Below are 16,512 nucleotides of genomic sequence, written 5' to 3'. Positions count from 1 at the left end.
GGACAGGTGTTTCAACGCACGTTTCGGCGGGCGGCCGTGGGGGAGGTCACTGACACGATGATCGGGTTGCGCGGCGGGGGCCACGCGTCCTAGAAAAGCAGTCGGGTGGAGATATGCATCGCGGTGGCGGACTGGGCGAGGGGACCGATGACCTGGGTCCTCGACGTGCCAGGCGGGGAAAGCACCGGCGCGACGCGGAGGAAGCCGCGGAATCCCGGCAAGGACATGCGGCACCTGGTGAGTCGGAGCGCGACGATCGACGTATCGAACGTCGGATCGAGCAGCTGAGGGCGGGAAGCAGGAATGGTGGTCGGGTGGGGGTGACGTACAAGTACTTCGGCGCGCCCGACGGCGCGACCGCGGCCCGTGTCCCGATCTCGATGCGTCCCGAGGAACTCGGCGGCGACGAGCTCGGTATGAACGGCATGTTCACCAAGATCAAGCCGGAGACGATGGCCGCGATGGTCCTCACCGGCATAGAGGGCGTCCCCCTCCACAAGGTGCCCCCGCTGGAACTGGTCGTCCTCCACCCCGACTACGCCGTGGTCAAGCTCCCCATGACGGTCGTCGACCCCCTGCGCGGCATCGGCGAGGAAGCGGTGGGCGCGGCGGCGTTCATCTGGTCGACGGTCCCGGACCGGGGCGGCCCGCGAGACGCGTTCAACGTGTACCAGCTGCTGCACGAGTGGCAGGACTTCAGTCACCGTCTCCATGAGGCGGGGCATCAGCCGTATTGCCTTGTCTGGCCCTGAGCTGCTGGTGCCCTGTCACGCAGAGCAGCTTCAGCTTGCTGTGGCTCTCCGTGCCGGGACCACGCGCTCGTCGATGACCAGCCGCCTCGGCAGTCCCTCCCAGCCGGTGGCGTCCAGGCCGACGCGCGTGAGCCGCGAGGCGTGCCGGAGTAGAGTCGAAGATCCGTTCCGCCGATCGTGCCCAGACGACGAGGTCGCCATGCAGCAGCCCACGGAAGCACTCCCGGAAGGGCACGCCGCCGTTCGTATCGTCGCGGCCGACCCCGACGTCGCCCGTCGCGTCGCAGAGGTGCTCCGCCGTTGCTTCGCGGCCACCGAGCAGCGCAGCTATCCCGCGGGCGCCGGGGGAGGAACCCGCCTCGAGCTCGTCGTGGACACCACGCGTGCGGCGGAACCGGCGCGGTCCTGGCTGGAGACCAGCCGCTCCCCGGGCGAGGACCGTCGGAGCAAGTGAGGCGATGGCCGGGAGCAGCCCGTTCGACCTGTTCGGGGAGTGGTGAGGCCATCGGGAGCACTTCGCGCACCGGTCCCGATACCGGTGTCGTTCCTGATGGAGCGACTACACCGGCCGACTGCCTCGTCAACGGCCATGTGATGAAGGTCGGTTGGTTCACCTCGGAGCTGGATCCGCACATGATGCTGCTGCTGTCCGGCACGGTGGGTCCGACAGGACCGTCTCGTCGTACGAGGCCGGCTCACGGACCCGGTGACCTGTTGAGCCGTCCGGCGGTCCGTGACGGGCCGGTCAGGCCTGGCCGCCCGCGGCCGCTGACATGAGCGGTTCCGCCGACGCCTCGGTCGTGTCCGGCGGCACGACCAGCAGGTCCCAGCGCCCCCGGCCGGGGGCGAGCAGGACGACGGTGTGCGGAGCGGAAGCTCCCAGTGCCCTGCGCAGTCGTACGACCTGGTTGGCGACGAGCATCCGGCCGGGCACGGCGGACCAGGTCGCCCCGCAGACCGTGACGCTGGTGATGTGACCCCATGCCCGCGGCAACCCGGCCAGCAGTTGCGGAAGTTCGGCCAGCAGGTCGTACGAACGCGGCCACCACGCGCCGTCGATGGCCCGGGGCAGGTCCCTGTGGGGGGCCAGGCGCAGGCGCAGGACGGGATGGGAGGGAAGCGGGGGTTGCAGTGCGGTGGTCATGATGGCTCCTGCCAACAGCCTTGCGTGATGGTGTGATTCGGCGTCAGGAACGACGCGCCGCCCGGTCCGGCGTCGGCCGGCGCACGTCGTGCACCCGGTCGAGGCGTTCCAGGAGGCGGATGACGGAGCCCGACGGGAAGGGGGGTGCCGTCGTAGTCCTGGGGCGACGATGCGGTGACCGGCGGGGTCGTCCTGGTGGGTGCGGTGGGGCTGATGGCATGGAGGGGGATCCTGACCTCGACGAAGGGCCGCGGGGACGGAGGTGCGGCCGGGGTCACGGGTTGCCCCTGGTGGATGGGTGGTGTGCTGGAGACGACCTGTCATATAGGCACGACGCACCCTCGTTCTCCCCACCGTACTCCCCGTGCCGGGAAACGCCCCGATACCGCCGATCAGAGCCCCTGGCCGGGGTGTGCTCGGGCCGGACCGCGTTGACACGGATCATCCCCGGACGTTGACTGAGAGGACGGCGCAGGGCCGTGACGGGCGGAGCAGGCCGGTTTCCGGCAGCCCGGAGCAGGCCGCAGGCCACCCAGAAGACCGAGGGCGTCTTCGGGTGGCGACCCCCATCACCACGGGAACGGGTGCATACGACGATGTACGACCAGACACGCGCCCAGCAACCGGCCGACCGGTCCCCGGGACTCGCCGGGCACCGCGCCCCGGGCACGGAACCGCTGCTCCCGTCCGAGGAACGGGACAAGATCGCCCGGCGCCTCGGACACGCCGTGAACACCTTCGCGGACACTCCGGGCGAGGCCCTGGAGGAGGCCGAGGGCGCCTTCGACGAAGCCACCGAGGCGCTGGTGAACGCCCTCAAGGAACGACGCCGCGTCCTGCGCGCAGGCTGGCAGGACCAGGATGCCGAGACGCAGTCCGCCGAACTCCGGCTCGCGCTGCGGGAGTACCGGGAGATCACCGGGCGGCTGCTGCGCGCGTGAACCGGCGGCTGTCGCCGCACGGTCGGCCACGGGTCGGCCGGCGCAAGCGCCTTCCGACGGCCGCCGCCGGTCGTCCGATCCTCGGCGGCGGCCGTCTGAGACTCCCGGCGCGGCCGAATCCCCCTTCACGGGCGCGCGATCGGGAGCCGTGTGCCCCGCATCGGACCGTGCGACGGCAGGCGGGAGGCCATCGCGCCGGTCTCGCGACGAGGGGAAGCAAGGACGAGGCAAGCACAGGAGCCGACCACCCAACGGGCAACGAAAGCCGACTGCTCTGCGGAGGCTGAGAATCGATCCTTGCCCGGGAGCTCGGGCGCAGGCAGCCCGCGGGCTGCCGAACGGCGTGCGTTCCGACGGAACCCTGTGCACGGCGGAATACCGCAAGCCTAGGTGGACTCACCCCGGGTGAGAACCCTCGAGGGCCATGGAGAATCCTCCGGACGGCCCGCCTGTCGACGCACCGGGGCCGAATGGCCCGGAGCGAACCGGGAGTTGCCCGTACGCCGGCTCCCCGCGGCAGTAGGCTCGACACGCGGTAGCCCTTGGCCCCGGCCCTCTCCGTGCAGTCCGTTCCGCGCAACAGAGGCTCTGCGCACGCTGAAGCTCCAACCGGACAGAGGAGATGGGGCGCATGTGCGCTCATCCCGATCGGCCCGAGCCTTTCCGTACACCCGAACTGTTCGACGAATGCCGGATGGTCACAGCCCGCGGGGAGCTGGACCTGACCACCATGGGACCCCTGACCCACGCTCTGGAGGGCGCCCGCAGCGGCTGCGGGCGTCTCTTCCTCATCGTCGATCTCCGCGAGGTGACCTTCACGGACGGAAGCATCCTGCGACCGTTGCGCGAGGCGTGGGACGACTGCCGGACCCGCCAGGGCTGGGTCCGCGTCGTCCACCGCAGCCGGGGCATAGACCTCGTCCTGCTCAGCGGCGGCCTGCTCGGCCGCTTCCCGGCCTATGCCAGCGCCCAGGACGCCTGGCGGGGAACGCCCACGGCAGCCCGTGGCGCAGCCCGCGCCCCCACCTCGACGCGTACCGTCGGCGGAGAGTCCCGGTGAAGTCGCGCGGCGGGTCCTGGCCGGTGATCACCACTCCCACCTGCCTGAAGGGACAGCCCCGTCCCCCGATGACGACACACTCCCTCGTCACGGGCTCGGGCCCGACGTTCTCCATCGACATCGGGTAGGACGCGGGCGGGCGGCGGTCAGCGGAGCACAAGCAGTCGGCTGGGAGCGAGATGTGACGCTCCGCGGGCACCGGTCGACAGCCGGCGCCACCCCCAGGACAGCAGTGCCTCGAGCGCGTCCGTGTTGTCACGGTCGACCAGCGTGACACCGAGCACGGCTGCGTGATCGCTCAGCAGCCGCTTCTGCAGGCGCCGGGCGAGGTTCCACTCGCGGCTCTGGTCCTGGGTGCGTACCCGTCGCTCGACGAGAATGTCGGCGACCGCGAAGAGCCTGCCGCAGGCGGCGACGCGCAGCAGGCTCTCCGGGAGGTACCCGTCGAGGCCGTCCCACCAGGGCCCGTCGCCGCGCACGGGGAAGCCGTAAGCGCACGCCGTGAGGACGACGGTGCCCGAGGGGCCGTCGCTCTCTGCCACGAGCAGCTCGAACCCCGGCCGCCGCATGTGGCCCGCGAGCCGTCGCCGGAACGCGGCGGACCGGTCCTGGTTCGACGCGTCCGAGGCCCGCACCTGGCTGGACGAGGTCTGCGTGTACAGCTCGCCCAGCTCTCGCATGCGGTCGTCGATCTGGCACCGGGTCAGCGGACGGACGAGCTCGCCCTTTTCGGGTGAGGGCCCCTGGCGCCGCCGCTGCGGCGGCGCCTCGGAAAGTGTCGGCCCCCGGCCCGGTGTCCCAGGGTGGGCTGTCTCCGGGCGCTCCGGCGTGTTCACGGTCATGGGCGAACCCTGCTCCGGCCCGGACGGGTCCGGTCCGGTGTCGTCGTTCGCCGAGAACGGCACCGGCGTGGAAGTCGGCACACGGAGAGCCCTCGGTACCTCCGAGCCTACGCCCGCCGGCATGGCAGGCGAGCGCCTCCACCCGCACTCCGACCGTCGTTCCTCGGTCGACAGCCGCCGGGCTGTGCCGGCGTTCAGCGATGAGCCGATGCCCGGCTGGTTACCATCGTCGGGTGAACACCTACTGGCACGTCGTTCTGCCGCCGCTCTGCGCCTGACGGGCGCGGACACCGCGGCGGTTTGAGTATCTGACCGTTTGACCCCGACCCCGGCCGGCCCGCAGGGCGGTCAGGGGTGGTTGTCGTGCGCCTGTTCCGGATCGGAATCCCAGACGCATTCGACGACGGAAGATCACGACTGTGCCGAACCGCACGACCTCTCTGCCTCCCGCACGCCCTGCGCCGACCGGCCTCCTCGGCGGCCCCGCGCCCATCCTCGCCTCGGCCGTCCTGTGGGGCACGACCGGCACCGCGAGCGCGCTGGCGCCGGCCGGTGCGCCGGCGGCGGCCATCGGCTGTGCCGGGCTCGCCCTCGGCGGCCTGCTGCTGTTCCTCACCTCGCGCGGCGCGCGCTCGCTGCCGGCCGGCTGCACGCGCGGCGAACGCCGGCTGCTCGTCCTCGGGGCGCTGGCGGTGGCCGCGTACCCGGTCACCTTCTATCCGGCGGTCGCCCGGACCGGCGTGGCGGTGGCCACCGTGATCGCGCTGGGCAGCGCCCCGGTCTTCGCCGGGCTGCTCTCCTGGGCGACCGGCCAGACCCGCCCCACGTCACGCTGGGCCGCCGCCACCGCGGCCGCCGTGCTGGGCTGTGTCCTGCTGGTGCTGGGCCCCGAACTCACGGGCACCGCGGCGCCTTTGGACCTGACGGGGGTCGCCCTCGCCGCCTGTGCCGGACTCTCGTACGCCGCCTATTCGCTGATCGGCGGCCGGCTCATCGTGCGCGGGCACTCCTCCGACGCGGTGATGGGCGTGCTGTTCGGGGCGGCCGGGCTGCTGGTCGTGCCGCTCCTGCTGTCCGTGGACCCGCGCTGGCTCGGCACCGCGCGTGGGGCGGCCGTGACGACGTATCTCGCCCTGTTCACCGTCTACCTGGCCTACCGCCTCTTCGGCCACGGCCTGCGCCGCACCCCGGCGTCGGTGGCCACCTCGCTGACCCTCGCGGAGCCCGCCGTGGCGGCGGTGCTGGGCGTGGCCGTCCTCGGTGAGCGTCTGCCGGCAGCGTCCTGGTGCGGGCTCGGCGTGCTCGCGGTGGGGCTGGTGCTGCTGACCGTGCCGGTGGGCGCGGGCGGGCGGCGCCCTTAGCCGAGCGGTTCCCACGCCCCGCCGCCTCCCGCCGCCTCCCTACGGGTCAGGCGGCGGGGTGCGGGTCCCGCGCCGTCAGCCTGCGGGCGAGCAGGCCGATGAGTACGGCGTTGACCAGGCCGCACGCGACCGTGCCGGCCATGAAGAGCGGCGTGCTCAGCCACTCGTGCGGGGAGTCCCACGCGGGAGCCAGGGACATCAGGGGGATGCTGACGACCATGCTGAGCGGAGCCGTGGCCAGGATCGCCCAGACCCCGGCGAACCCCGGGTCGGGCGACAGGTACACGGCCCACAGGAAGAACCCCAGGGACGTCGCGACCACCGCGAGATAGCCACGCGCGAGCCAGTTGTCGACGGCGGGCGCCAACAGGGCCCGGATCCTCGGGAATCGCGGGCGTGCGGAACGGGTCATGACGGTGCCTCTCTCTTGGCAGAAGGTGCTGGAAGCTGCGGTTCAGGCGTGCCCGGCGGCACGGATGTCACGGACGTGGTGCGCGAGCGCGCCGGCCACGGCGGCGTTGACGAGCGCACACGCGAGAAGCCAGGCCCCCGCCACGACGGAGGCGACCACCACGGCCGGCCCACCGGCGTCCTCGGCGAGACCGGGCCCGAAGGGGACGACGGCGCCCATCATGGAGAGGGGCTCGGTGAGCAGCACCGGGGCCATCGCGTACGTGCTGTCCGGAAAGAGGAACGCGACCGGCACGGAGGCGGCGAACACCCCCAGGTACCCCCGGGCGAGCCAGTTGTCCGTGGCGAGCGCGAGAAGCCGGCGCAGCCGTGGAAGGCGGCGCGGGCGCGAACCGTTCGACATCGCGGGTCCCTTCGGGTCGGTGCGTTCTCGGTGTGAGTCCCACGGTCCTCCGAGAGCCGCGCCGGGACATGAGTACGGGGGCTCATCTCCGGCTGGGTGCCTGCCCGTACGCCCCCGGCACGGCCGACTCAGGAGAGGCGTGAGCGACCGTGGACGACCGCGCACGCCGGGTCGTCCACCACCGGCAGCCCGCTGTCCCCGGGGCCGTCACTCCATGAATCCGACGCATGCTTTTCATCGCAGTCATGAACGGGAACCATGAGCGATGTGGATCTCCAGCAGATGCGCTACGTCGTCGCCGTCGCCGAAACCCGTAACTTCACCCGTGCCGCCGAGCGCTGTGACGTGGTGCAGTCCTCGCTCAGTCATCGGATCGCCGGTCTGGAACGGGAGTTGGGGGTCAGGCTGTTCGCCCGGTCCAGTCGGCGCGTCGAACTCACCAGCGCCGGGGCGGCGTTCGTCGATGCCGCGCGGGAGTGTCTGGCGGCCGCCGACCGGGCCGTCGCCGACGCGGCCGCCGCGACCGGTGTGGTGCGGGGCCGGCTCGCGGTCGGTGTGATCGTGACGACGGCCGCCGTCGACGTGCCCGAACTGCTTCAGCGTTACCGTGCCCGGCATCCGGAGGTCCGGGTCGTCCTGCGCTCCGGGCGCAGTGACGATCTGACGGCGGCGATCCGCCGGGGTGAGCTGGACATCGCCTTTCTCGGTCTGCCGGAGGGTGAGGGGCCGGCCGGGGTGGAGGCCGTCGCCCTCGATCACGACGAGCACGTCCTGGTGGTCCCGGCCGGGCACCCGCTGGCCGGGACCGCGCGGGTCGAGCTGCGGGACATCGCCCACGAGACCTTCGTGGACTTCGTCGGCGGCACCCCCGCCCGCGCCCAGTCCGACCAGGCGTTCGCCGACGCGGGCCTGGTCCGGGACGTGGCGTACGAGGCCGGCGCCGTCGAGCTGATCACCCGGCTGGTCGCGCGCGGACTCGGCGTCGCTCTGCTGCCCTCGGCGTTCGTCCGTCTCCTGGCCGCCGACCATCCCGAGCTGGCGCTGGTCCCGGTGGCCGACGGACCGCGCCGCGTCGAGTACCTGGCGTGGAGCCGCTTCAACCCCAGCCCGGCGACCCGGGCGATGCTGGACGTCCTCGGGGTCAGGCGGTGAAGCGACAACCGCGCCGCGCGGTCACGAGGTGAGCGCCGACCGGCCGCCGGGCGCCAGATGTCCGGACCGCCAGGCCGACAGCGCGAAGGCGGCCGGGAGCTGGAGCGTGAACAGCGCGAAGATCAGCATGACGAAGGCGGAGTCGGCGGGCGGCCCGTCGTAGGCCACCGCCTCGGCGGCGGTGACCAGCAGCAGGACCAGGGCGTACAGGGCGGTGTCGACGCCGGCCGTGGTCCAGCGCGACCTGGCCGGCAGCACCAGCCGTGCCTCGACCAGCACGATGATCGCCACCAGCGGGAAGGCGAGCCGGTCGGGGGTGAGGAGGGCGTTCGTCGCCCAGTTGCGCGTGGGCGGCTCGGGGTTCCACAGGAGGTCGACGACCTCCCCCACCGCCAGCGAGACGAGCGTGACGATCGCCGCGTACGAAACGGCACTGCGCCAGGACGTGTTCATTGTGCTGCCCCTTCCCCCGTGGGCCTCCGCGGCCTCACCAGGAAAGATCAACGAACGGCCCCGGCGGTTCCCGTCACTTCGTCCCCACCGTCCGCAGCACCGTCAGCGCCAGCGTCCGCGCCACCGCCACCACCTCCCGCACACTCACCCGCTCCCGGGCGCTGTGCGCGACCTGGATGTCCCCCGGCCCGAACTGAAGGGTCGGGATCCCGGCCCCGGCGTACAGCCGCAGATCACTCCCGTACGACGCCCCGCGCTCCCGCAGCGGCCCGCCCCCGGCGTCCGTGTGCGCGGCCCGGATCACGTCGGGCAGGGGATGCCCCTCCGGCAGCCGCCCGCTGGCGAACTGCCCGCCGGGCCAGGTCACTTCGACCGGGTGCTCCCGCAACCAGGGGTCAACGGCGCACACTTCGGCGACCCGGCTCTCGAACGCGGCCCGGGCCGCCGCCGGCTCCTCCCCCAGCCGTACGCCCAACCGCCCCTCCGCGACGAGCAGATCGGGCACGCTGCTCGCCCAGTCCCCCGAGCGCAGGGTACCCACGGACAGGGCGTACGGGATCGGGTACTCGGCCATCAGCGGATGCGGGTCCCGGTTCCGCTCGGCCTCCAGGTGCCCCAGCGCCCGGTGCAGCGGCAGATAGGCGTCGACGGCGCTGACCCCCTGGTCCCGTGAACTGCCGTGCGCCGACTTTCCGTTGACGGTGAGCCGGAAGGTCAGCGCGCCCGCGTTGGCGGTGACCAGGGTGCCGGCGGTCGGCTCGGCGATGACACAGGCATCGCCGCCGTAGCCCCGCCGCAGGGTCCCGAAGGCGCCGAGCCCGCCGTCCTCCTCGCCCACAACGAAGTGCACGGCGACCCGGCCGCGCAGCCGCGCCCCGCTCGCCCGGACCGCCGCCAGCGCGGCCAGTTCCGCCACCAGCCCGGCCTTCATGTCGCAGGCCCCGCGCCCGTGCACGACGTCACCGACGACGCGCGGCACGAACGGATCCCCGGGCCAGGCGCCCGGGTCCCCGGGCGGCACCACGTCCACATGCCCCTGGAGCACGAGCGTCGGCCCGTCGTTCCCGCTCCCGGTCTGCCCGACGAGCCCCCACGCCTCGTCCCTGGGCGCCTCCGCGCCGGGGAAGTCGGGGTCGGCGCGCAGGGCGTCGAGATCCATGGGCCACAGGTCGACGTCGAGCCCGAGCCGCTCCAGCCGCCCGGCGAGGTGGTGCTGGAGCTCCGACTCGGCGGCGCTCCCGGTCACGCTGGGGATGGCGACGAGCTCGGTGAGCAGCTTCCCGACGGCGGCCTCGTCGATGCCGTCCAGCGCGGCGGCCTCCTCGGCACTCAGCATGACGCCCCTCTCAGGTCGGCGGCCCGTTCACGTGGTGACCCAAGAGATACCTGCTCACCCCCACCGCCGTATACGCGCGCTCAGTCCCCGCCCACCGTGAATCCGATCACCGCCCCGCCGCCCTCGCGGCGTATCGCGAACGGCGCTCCCCCGTGGGCGAGCGCGACCTCGCGCACGATCGACAGGCCGAGGCCCGACCCGGGCAGGGACCGTGCGTCGGCGGCGCGGTAGAAGCGGTCGAAGACGCGGATGAGGTCGGTGTCGGAGATGCCGGGGCCGCGGTCGAGGACCTCCACCCGGACCGTGCCCGGGCGGGCGGGCCCGGTCACCGTGATCTCGATCGGTGCCCGGCCGTCCTTGTCGAACTTCGCGGCGTTCTCCACGAGGTTGGTGACCGCCCGGGTCAGCATCGTCGGCCTGCCGTCGGTCGTGGTGTCCCCGCTCACCCGGACCACGACCTCCCTCGCGGTGCGGCGCCGGGCGAGCCCCGCCACGTCCTCGGCGATGTCGGCGAGGTCCACCCGCCGGGGCGGCTCGGTGTCGGACTGACCGGCCGCCAGCTCGACCAACTCGTTGACCAGGTCGGTCAGTTCGCGCGCCTCCTGGGAGAGGTCCGCCACCAGCTCGTCGCGGGTGTCGGGCGGCAGCTCGTCGATGCGCCGCAGCAGCGAGATGTTGGTGCGCAGCGAGGTCAGAGGGGTGCGCAGCTCGTGCCCGGCGTCCTGGACCAGGCGCCGCTGGTCCTCCTCGGACTGTGCGAGGCGGCCCAGCATCCGGTCGAAGGCCCGGCCGAGGCGACCCACCTCGTCGTACCCGGTGACCGGCACCTGGATGCCGAGCCGGCGGGTGCGGGCCACGTCCTCCGCGGCCGAGGTGAGGATGACCAGGCGGCGGGTGATGCGCCGCGCCAGCCACCAGCCGAACAGTCCCGCCGCGACCACCACGGCCGACATCAGGATCAGGGTGCGCTGCTGGAGGGCCCGCAGCAGGTCCTCGGTGTCGCTGAACTCCTGCGCGACCTGGACCGCGCCCCGGCCGCCGCCCAGGGAGACGGTGGCGACCCGGTAGATGTCACTGCCGACGTCGACGTCCTTGTGCTCGGTCAGCCGCCCGGCCGTCGCGGCCGCCGCCACCTTGCGGTCGGCGTCGGTGACGGGCAGCCCGGGACTGCCGGGGTCGACGACCGAGCCGTCCGGCCCGAGGACCTGCACATCGGTACGGGCCGGTCGTACGAGGTCGTGTCCGGGCGCCGACGAGGAGAAGTCCTCCGGCGTCATCTTGTGCTGGCTGACCTCGTCCCGCAGATCCTGCACGACCTCGTCGAACACGGACTGCTGGTCCACCCGGACCAGCCGGGCGGCGGCCGAGTACGACAGGATGCCGACCAGGACGGTGACGGCGGCCGTGACCGCCGCGAAGGACACCGCGAACGTGGTGGCGAGGGACACGAGCCCGGGCCGCCGCCGGCGCAGCAGCCGAGCGAGCCGGCCCACTCAGTCCTCCCGCAGCACGTAACCCACGCCCCGCACCGTGTGGATCAGCTGCGGTGCCCCCGGCTCGTCCAGCTTGCGGCGCAGATAGCCGACGTAGACGGCGAGGTTCTTGGAGCCGGGCCCGAAGTCGTACCCCCAGATCCGGTCGTAGATCGTGGAGTGGTCGAGGACGATGCCGCTGTTGCGCACCAGCAGTTCGAGGAGCTCGAACTCGGTGCGGGTCAGCTCCAGCTCGCGTCCGTCCCGCCAGGCCCGCCGCGCCTGCGGGTCCATCTTCAGTCCGGCCGCCTCCAGATAGCGCTCGGGCAGCTGCTGCCTGGGGGCCTCGGGGGCGGGGACGGCGACGCTGTTCACCGCTCCGGTGCGCCGCAGCAGCGCCCGCAGCCGGGCGAAGACCTCCTCGACGTCGAAGGGCTTGAGGACGTAGTCGTCGGCGCCCGCGTCCAGGCCGGCGATCCGGTCCGCCGTCTCCACCAGCGCGGTCAGCATCAGGATCGGTGTCCGGTCGCCCTCGGCGCGCAGCACCCGGCAGACCTGGAGCCCGTCGATGCCCGGCATCATCACGTCCAGCACGAGCACGTCCGGCGGGGTGCGGTGGGCCTGCGCCAGCGCCTCGACGCCGTCGGCGACCGCGGTGACCCGGTACCCCTCCAGGGTCAGGGCGCGCTCCAGGGCGTGACGGATGGCGCGGTCGTCTTCGGCGAGCAGCACGGTCTGAGGCACGCCTCCATAGTGCCAAGGCGACCGCCGGTTCAGCCGGGTGAGCGGGCCGACGATCAGCCTTTTTACCCGGCTCTCACCGTCACAGAGGCAACCGCGGCCCGTACGCCTACGCTCTTCTCACCCTCGTCGTCCGGGGGCGCGGCGCGGCCTCAGACCGCCACCCCGTCCTTCGGTGACAGCGCCGCCAGCTGCTCGGCGAAGGGGACCACCTCGAAGCAGGCCTTGGCCGGCTTGTTCGCCGGGCGTCCCGCGAGCAGCCCCGCCAGCTCCCCGGCGGCTTGCTCGATGCGCCCGTCCAGCCCCTCGGCTCCCCAGTCCTCCGAGGCGGCGTAGACCCCGGTCGGAACCACGACGGCCCTCAGGTACGAGAAGAGCGGCCGCAGCGCGTGGTCCAGGACCAGCGAGTGCCGCGCGCTGCCGCCGGTGGCCGCGATCAGCACCGGCTTCCCGGCCAGCGTGTCCTTGTCGAGGACGTCGAAGAACGACTTGAAGAGCCCGCTGTACGACGCCGAGAACACCGGTGTGACGACGATCAGCGCGTCCGCCTCGGCGACGGCCGCCTGTGCGGCGGCGAGGGCGCGCCCGGGGAATCCGTGGGTCAGGTTGTGGGCGATCTCCACGGCGAGGTCGCGGACCTCGACGACCTGGGTCTCGGTCTCGGCCTCGGCGGACCGCTCCACCGCCGCCGCCAGCCGATCCGCCAGCAGCCGGGTGGAGGACGGCACGCTCAGCCCCGCAGAGACGACGACGAGCTTCATACGGCGGTCTCCTTCTTCTTCGCTTCGGCGAGCAGGGACGCGTGGGTGGGCGCCTCGGGAACATCCTTGCCGCGCCCCTTGGCGAACTCCTCGCGCAGCACTGGAACGACCTCCTCGCCCAGCATGTCGATCTGCTCCAGGACGGTCTTCAGCGGCAGTCCGGCGTGGTCCACCAGGAACAGCTGGCGCTGGTAGTCGCCGGCGTAGTCGCGGAAGGCGAGGGTCTTCTCGATGACCTGCTCCGGGGAGCCGACGGTCAGCGGGGTCTGGTCGGTGAAGTCCTCCAGGGACGGCCCGTGGCCGTAGACCGGCGCGACGTCGAAGTACGGCCGGAACTCCCGTACGGCGTCCTGGGAGTTGCGCCGCATGAAGATCTGTCCGCCGAGCCCGACGATGGCCTGCTCGGGGGTGCCGTGCCCGTAGTGGGCGTAGCGCTCGCGGTACAGCTCGACCATCCGCTTGGTGTGGTCGGCCGGCCAGAAGATGTTGTTGTGGAAGAAGCCGTCGCCGTAGTAGGCGGCCTGCTCGGCGATCTCGGGCGAGCGGATGGAGCCGTGCCAGACGAACGGCGGTACGCCGTCCAGGGGGCGGGGCGTGGCGGTGAAGCCCTGGAGGGCGGTACGGAACTTGCCCTCCCAGTCCACGACGTCCTCGCGCCACAGCCGCCGCAGCAGGGCGTAGTTCTCGACCGCGAGCGGGATGCCCTGACGGATGTCCTGTCCGAACCACGGATACACCGGGCCGGTGTTGCCGCGGCCCATCATCAGGTCCACCCGGCCGTCGGCCAGGTGCTGGAGCATCGCGAAGTCCTCGGCGATCTTCACCGGGTCGTTCGTGGTGATGAGGGTGGTGGAGGTGGAGAGGATCAGCCGCTCGGTCCGCGCGGCGACGAAGCCGAGCATCGTGGTGGGCGACGAGGGCACGAACGGCGGGTTGTGGTGCTCGCCGGTCGCGAAGACGTCGAGCCCGACCTCCTCGGCCTTGAGCGCGATGGCGACCATGGCCTTGATGCGCTCGCGCTCGGTCGGCGTGCGGCCCGTGGTGGGGTCGGGCGTGACATCACCGACGCTGAAGATCCCGAACTGCATGGCCGTTCACCCTCCAAGTTGTTGACGGTTCAACTATACCCGGAGAACGACGGCACCCGGCTGCTAATTCCCCTTGACGTCCACCGGCACCCACCCCCATATTCGTCTGCGTGACACAGATACTGCATGACGCACAGAAAGAGCCTCCCCTCCCCGCACCCGCTGGGCGATCCTCGCCGTGATCCTCGCCGCGGACGTCCTCGACCTCCTCGACGCCACGATCACCAACATCGCCGCCCCCACCATCACCGCCGACCTCGGCGGCGGCCCCGGCCTCGTCCAGTGGCTCGGCGCCTCCTACGCCCTCGCCCTCGGCGCCCTCCTCGTCCCCGGCGGACGGCTCGGCGACAAGTACGGCCGCCGCAGGCTGTTCCTGCTCGGCCTCACCGGATTCGTCATCGCCTCACTGGCCTGCGGCCTCGCCCCCGACCCCACGACACTCGTCGTCGCCCGGCTCGCCCAGGGCGCCTTCGGAGCCCTCGTCATCCCCCAGGGCTTCGGCATCCTCGGCGCCACCTGGCCCCGCGACCAGATCGGCAAGGCGTTCAGCCTGTTCGGGCCCGCGATGGGCCTCTCCGCCGTCGGCGGCCCGATCCTCGCCGGATTCCTCGTCGACGCCGACGTCCTCGGCCTCGGCTGGCGCCCCATGTTCCTCATCAACCTGCTGCTCGGCGGCGCCGCCCTGTTCGCCGCCGCCCGCCTGCTCCCCCGCGACCCCGGCGACCCCACCGTCTCCGTCGACATCCGCGGCGCGGCCCTCCTCACCGGCGCCCTGCTCGGCCTGCTCGGCGGCCTCATCGACGGCTCGCAGAACGGCTGGACCACCCGCCCCCTCACCCTCCTGCTCCTCGGCGCCGCCCTCTCCCTCGCCTTCTGCCACCGCCAGCGCACCGCGCCCCACCCGCTCATCGAACCGACCCTGCTCCACAACCGCGGCTTCGCGGCGGGCCTCACCCTCGGCGTCGTGGCCTTCGCCGCGACCTCCGGCCTCCTCTACGTCCTCTCCCTCTTCCTCCAACAGGGCCTGGACCGCTCCCCCACCGGCACCGCGCTCGCCCTGATCCCCCTGACGATCGGCATCGTCCTCGCCTCGATCGCCTGCCACGGCCTGATCCACACCCACGGCCGCCGCCTGGTCCACGCAGGCCTCCTGACCCTCCTGACCGGCTGCGCCTGGCTCCTGCTCCTGATCCACAACTCGGGTACGGACACCGAAGGTTGGACCCTGATCCCACCCCTGCTGATCCTCGGCCTGGGCATGGGCACCTGCTTCGGCACGGTCTACGACGTCACCATCGGCGACATCGCCCCGTCGGAGGCAGGCAGCGCGAGCGGCTCCCTGAACGCGGTCCAGCAACTGGCCAACGCGGCGGGAGCGGCGGCGGTGACGACGGTGTACTTCAGAACACCGGGCGGCGAGACCCACGCCACGGTGGTGAGCCTGGTGGCAGTAGGAGCAGCGCTGATGGCATGCCTGCCGTTGGCTCGCCTACTGCCGCGCAAGGCGCAAGAGGAACAGCACCACTAACCCACCTAGGGGCGCGGGGAACTGCGCGACCAGCCACGACGGCGCCGCAGACAACTCGCCGCCCCCAGCGGAGCGTTACGGCACCAACACGATCCGCCCCCGAACCCCACCCTCCGCCAACCGCCCATGCGCCTTCCCCGCATCCTCCAGCACGAAGCTCTCCGCCACCCGCAGGGTCAGCACCCCCGAATCCACCAGCCCCACCAACTCCGCTAGCCGCGAACCATCGGCGGCAACCTCGACAGCCGAAGTACGAACCCCCCGCACCGAAGCCGGCTGAGCCTGCGGAATCACCCCCACATACGCACCCCCGTCCCGCACGAACTCCAGCGCCCCCTCCCCCAGCACCGCCGCGTCCAGCACCGCGTCGAACCCGGCCCGCCCCGCCGCGACGAACTCCCCGGCCCCCAGCGACCGTACGAGCTCCTCGTCCCCCTCCCGGGCCAGCCCGGTCACCGAGATCCCCCGGTGAGAGGCGAGTTGGACGGCGAACCCACCGACCGCCCCCGCAGCCCCGGTCACCAGCAACGACTGCCCCGGCGTCAACTCCAGCAGATCCAGGGCCTGTACGGCGGTCAGCGCGTTCAGCGGCAGGGTCGCGGCGTGTATCGCGTCCACCGTCCTCGGCGCCAGCGCCACGGCGTCCGTGTCCAGGACGACGTACTCGGCATGGGTGCCCAGCGGCGTGACCATGCCGTAGTGCAGCCCGACGACCTCGTCACCGACGCTCCAGGCGCTGGCGACCCCGGTCGCGTCGACCGTCCCGGCGACATCCCAGCCGAGCCCGATCCGCTTCCCGGCGCCACCGAAGACGCCCTGCCGGATCCCGGCGTCCACCGGGTTCAGCGCGGCTGCCGCCACCTTGATCCGCACCTGCCGCGCGGCGGGCTCGGGCACCTCGGTCTCCACGACCTCCACGACCTCGGGCCCGCCGAACGTGTTCACCACAGCAGCACGCATGTCAACTCTCCTGGTTTTATTGGCGTTTGAGAGGGTTTCCCCTCCACTGCCAACAACCCTAGGAAGAGCTACTATCTATTCGTAAGTAGTTACCTGGAAGTGCGTAA

General features: G+C 72.3%; 18 protein-coding genes and 1 pseudogene. 7 read left to right on the top strand and 12 right to left on the bottom strand.

Annotated elements, in window-relative coordinates; all coding sequences use genetic code 11:
* The first annotated feature begins 314 nt into the window (after positions 1 to 314).
* Both ABKA17_RS41190 and ABKA17_RS41185 read left to right on the top strand, forming a co-directional pair.
* Positions 315 to 752, top strand: a complete 438-nt coding sequence (locus tag ABKA17_RS41190) for a hypothetical protein (protein WP_003974483.1) — start codon at positions 315 to 317, stop codon at positions 750 to 752.
* A 199-nt stretch (positions 753 to 951) separates the two neighbouring features.
* Positions 952 to 1,206: a hypothetical protein gene (locus ABKA17_RS41185; protein ID WP_353697540.1), complete on the top strand. Its 255-nt coding sequence runs from the start codon at positions 952 to 954 to the stop codon at positions 1,204 to 1,206.
* Between the two features lie 291 nt (positions 1,207 to 1,497).
* On the opposite strand, the gene ABKA17_RS41180 is transcribed toward ABKA17_RS41185, so the two are convergent.
* Positions 1,498 to 1,896, bottom strand: coding sequence for a DUF5994 family protein (locus ABKA17_RS41180; protein WP_353697539.1), 399 nt, complete (start codon positions 1,894 to 1,896; stop codon positions 1,498 to 1,500).
* A 596-nt stretch (positions 1,897 to 2,492) separates the two neighbouring features.
* Between ABKA17_RS41180 and ABKA17_RS41175 the strand changes: the two genes are divergently transcribed.
* The gene (locus tag ABKA17_RS41175; protein WP_353697538.1) at positions 2,493 to 2,837 is read left to right on the top strand and encodes a hypothetical protein; all 345 of its coding nucleotides are present in this window, start codon (positions 2,493 to 2,495) and stop codon (positions 2,835 to 2,837) included.
* A 694-nt stretch (positions 2,838 to 3,531) separates the two neighbouring features.
* Complete coding sequence (locus ABKA17_RS41170; protein ID WP_353697537.1) at positions 3,532 to 3,897, top strand: STAS domain-containing protein; 366 nt, start codon at positions 3,532 to 3,534, stop codon at positions 3,895 to 3,897.
* Positions 3,898 to 3,931: 34 nt separating this feature from the next.
* Here the strand turns inward: ABKA17_RS41170 and ABKA17_RS48005 are convergent.
* Positions 3,932 to 4,012, bottom strand: a pseudogene (locus ABKA17_RS48005) (SCO5918 family protein); the annotation flags it as partial.
* A 31-nt stretch (positions 4,013 to 4,043) separates the two neighbouring features.
* Positions 4,044 to 4,820, bottom strand: coding sequence for a hypothetical protein (locus tag ABKA17_RS41165; protein ID WP_353697536.1), 777 nt, complete (start codon positions 4,818 to 4,820; stop codon positions 4,044 to 4,046).
* A gap of 338 nt (positions 4,821 to 5,158) precedes the next feature.
* Between ABKA17_RS41165 and ABKA17_RS41160 the strand changes: the two genes are divergently transcribed.
* Positions 5,159 to 6,100, top strand: a complete 942-nt coding sequence (locus ABKA17_RS41160; RefSeq protein ID WP_353697535.1) for a DMT family transporter — start codon at positions 5,159 to 5,161, stop codon at positions 6,098 to 6,100.
* A gap of 46 nt (positions 6,101 to 6,146) precedes the next feature.
* On the opposite strand, the gene ABKA17_RS41155 is transcribed toward ABKA17_RS41160, so the two are convergent.
* Both ABKA17_RS41155 and ABKA17_RS41150 read right to left on the bottom strand, forming a co-directional pair.
* Positions 6,147 to 6,512 (bottom strand): SCO4225 family membrane protein, encoded by a 366-nt coding sequence (locus tag ABKA17_RS41155; RefSeq protein ID WP_353697534.1) that lies wholly within the window; start codon positions 6,510 to 6,512, stop codon positions 6,147 to 6,149.
* Positions 6,513 to 6,554: 42 nt separating this feature from the next.
* Entirely contained in the window at positions 6,555 to 6,914 is a 360-nt protein-coding gene (locus ABKA17_RS41150; protein WP_353697533.1) for an SCO4225 family membrane protein, read from the bottom strand.
* Between the two features lie 267 nt (positions 6,915 to 7,181).
* On the opposite strand from ABKA17_RS41150, the gene ABKA17_RS41145 reads away from it, so the two are divergent.
* Entirely contained in the window at positions 7,182 to 8,066 is an 885-nt protein-coding gene (locus ABKA17_RS41145; RefSeq protein WP_353697693.1) for a LysR family transcriptional regulator, read from the top strand.
* 21 nt (positions 8,067 to 8,087) lie between these two features.
* Here the strand turns inward: ABKA17_RS41145 and ABKA17_RS41140 are convergent, their stop codons facing one another.
* The 6 genes from ABKA17_RS41140 to ABKA17_RS41115 form a co-directional block, all read right to left on the bottom strand.
* Positions 8,088 to 8,519 carry a hypothetical protein gene (locus ABKA17_RS41140; protein ID WP_353697532.1) on the bottom strand — a complete coding sequence of 144 codons (432 nt, stop codon included), beginning with the start codon at positions 8,517 to 8,519 and terminating at the stop codon, positions 8,088 to 8,090.
* 73 nt (positions 8,520 to 8,592) lie between these two features.
* Positions 8,593 to 9,855: an ArgE/DapE family deacylase gene (locus ABKA17_RS41135; RefSeq protein WP_353697531.1), complete on the bottom strand. Its 1,263-nt coding sequence runs from the start codon at positions 9,853 to 9,855 to the stop codon at positions 8,593 to 8,595.
* Positions 9,856 to 9,935: 80 nt separating this feature from the next.
* Positions 9,936 to 11,348 (bottom strand): sensor histidine kinase, encoded by a 1,413-nt coding sequence (locus ABKA17_RS41130; RefSeq protein WP_353697530.1) that lies wholly within the window; start codon positions 11,346 to 11,348, stop codon positions 9,936 to 9,938.
* Positions 11,349 to 12,071 (bottom strand): response regulator transcription factor, encoded by a 723-nt coding sequence (locus tag ABKA17_RS41125; protein ID WP_353697529.1) that lies wholly within the window; start codon positions 12,069 to 12,071, stop codon positions 11,349 to 11,351.
* 149 nt (positions 12,072 to 12,220) lie between these two features.
* Positions 12,221 to 12,829 (bottom strand): CE1759 family FMN reductase, encoded by a 609-nt coding sequence (locus ABKA17_RS41120; protein WP_353697528.1) that lies wholly within the window; start codon positions 12,827 to 12,829, stop codon positions 12,221 to 12,223.
* Entirely contained in the window at positions 12,826 to 13,917 is a 1,092-nt protein-coding gene (locus ABKA17_RS41115) for an LLM class flavin-dependent oxidoreductase (RefSeq protein WP_353697527.1), read from the bottom strand. The genes ABKA17_RS41120 and ABKA17_RS41115 overlap by 4 nt, the downstream gene beginning before the upstream one ends.
* 178 nt (positions 13,918 to 14,095) lie before the next feature.
* On the opposite strand from ABKA17_RS41115, the gene ABKA17_RS41110 reads away from it, so the two are divergent.
* A complete protein-coding gene (locus tag ABKA17_RS41110; RefSeq protein ID WP_353697526.1) occupies positions 14,096 to 15,445 on the top strand; it encodes an MFS transporter in 1,350 nt (449 codons plus the stop codon).
* 75 nt (positions 15,446 to 15,520) lie between these two features.
* Here the strand turns inward: ABKA17_RS41110 and ABKA17_RS41105 are convergent, their stop codons facing one another.
* Positions 15,521 to 16,405 (bottom strand): NADP-dependent oxidoreductase, encoded by an 885-nt coding sequence (locus ABKA17_RS41105; RefSeq protein WP_353697525.1) that lies wholly within the window; start codon positions 16,403 to 16,405, stop codon positions 15,521 to 15,523.
* Between the last annotated feature and the right edge of the window lie 107 nt (positions 16,406 to 16,512).

The sequence above is a fragment of the Streptomyces sp. RG80 genome (genome assembly GCF_040446465.1).
Taxonomy (GTDB): domain Bacteria; phylum Actinomycetota; class Actinomycetes; order Streptomycetales; family Streptomycetaceae; genus Streptomyces.
Note: the sequence above shows the minus strand (reverse complement) of the source record. Positions and strands in the feature narration are given on the sequence as shown.

Bases quoted from the DNA above. Each gene is read 5' to 3' on its own strand.
- ABKA17_RS41185 (WP_353697540.1), top strand. From the start codon at position 952: ATGCAGCAGCCCACGGAAGCACTCCCGGAAGGGCACGCCGCCGTTCGT.
- ABKA17_RS41180 (WP_353697539.1), bottom strand. From the start codon at position 1,896: ATGACCACCGCACTGCAACCCCCGCTTCCCTCCCATCCCGTCCTGCGC.
- ABKA17_RS41175 (WP_353697538.1), top strand. From the start codon at position 2,493: ATGTACGACCAGACACGCGCCCAGCAACCGGCCGACCGGTCCCCGGGA.
- ABKA17_RS41170 (WP_353697537.1), top strand. From the start codon at position 3,532: ATGGTCACAGCCCGCGGGGAGCTGGACCTGACCACCATGGGACCCCTG.
- ABKA17_RS41155 (WP_353697534.1), bottom strand. From the start codon at position 6,512: ATGACCCGTTCCGCACGCCCGCGATTCCCGAGGATCCGGGCCCTGTTG.
- ABKA17_RS41150 (WP_353697533.1), bottom strand. From the start codon at position 6,914: ATGTCGAACGGTTCGCGCCCGCGCCGCCTTCCACGGCTGCGCCGGCTT.
- ABKA17_RS41140 (WP_353697532.1), bottom strand. From the start codon at position 8,519: ATGAACACGTCCTGGCGCAGTGCCGTTTCGTACGCGGCGATCGTCACG.
- ABKA17_RS41135 (WP_353697531.1), bottom strand. From the start codon at position 9,855: ATGCTGAGTGCCGAGGAGGCCGCCGCGCTGGACGGCATCGACGAGGCC.
- ABKA17_RS41120 (WP_353697528.1), bottom strand. From the start codon at position 12,829: ATGAAGCTCGTCGTCGTCTCTGCGGGGCTGAGCGTGCCGTCCTCCACC.
- ABKA17_RS41115 (WP_353697527.1), bottom strand. From the start codon at position 13,917: ATGCAGTTCGGGATCTTCAGCGTCGGTGATGTCACGCCCGACCCCACC.
- ABKA17_RS41105 (WP_353697525.1), bottom strand. From the start codon at position 16,405: ATGCGTGCTGCTGTGGTGAACACGTTCGGCGGGCCCGAGGTCGTGGAG.